The 372-nt window shown below is 42.7% G+C and carries 2 tRNA genes; both read left to right on the top strand.

The features are described 5' to 3' along the window. Window positions 1-101: 101 nt before the first annotated feature. Window positions 102-176: transfer RNA gene (locus AC1RPT_RS07770), tRNA-Ile, on the top strand. A gap of 27 nt (window positions 177-203) precedes the next feature. Then, window positions 204-276: transfer RNA gene (locus AC1RPT_RS07765), tRNA-Ala, on the top strand. Window positions 277-372 lie beyond the last annotated feature (96 nt).

Below are 372 nucleotides of genomic sequence, written 5' to 3'. Positions count from 1 at the left end.
CCTGCGGCTGGATCACCTCCTTTCTAAGGAATATTACGGAAACCTACACACTTGTCGAAAATTTGTTTAGTTTTGAGAGATCTACTCTCAAAAGCGTTTACGGGCCTATAGCTCAGCTGGTTTAGAGCGCACGCCTGATAAGCGTGAGGTCGATGGTTCGAGTCCATTTAGGCCCATTTACCAATTAATAAAATACCCATTATGGGGCCTTAGCTCAGCTGGGAGAGCGCCTGCCTTGCACGCAGGAGGTCATCGGTTCGATCCCGTTAGGCTCCATTGACAATATTAATTGTCGAATTTGTTCTTTGAAAACTAGATAATATTTATTAAATTTTTAAGCAATAAGCCGAGAAACACCGCGTTTTATTAGTT

The sequence above is a fragment of the Dellaglioa sp. CoH-56-MRSF-11 genome, assembly GCF_056782135.1.
Note: the sequence above shows the minus strand (reverse complement) of the source record. Positions and strands in the feature narration are given on the sequence as shown.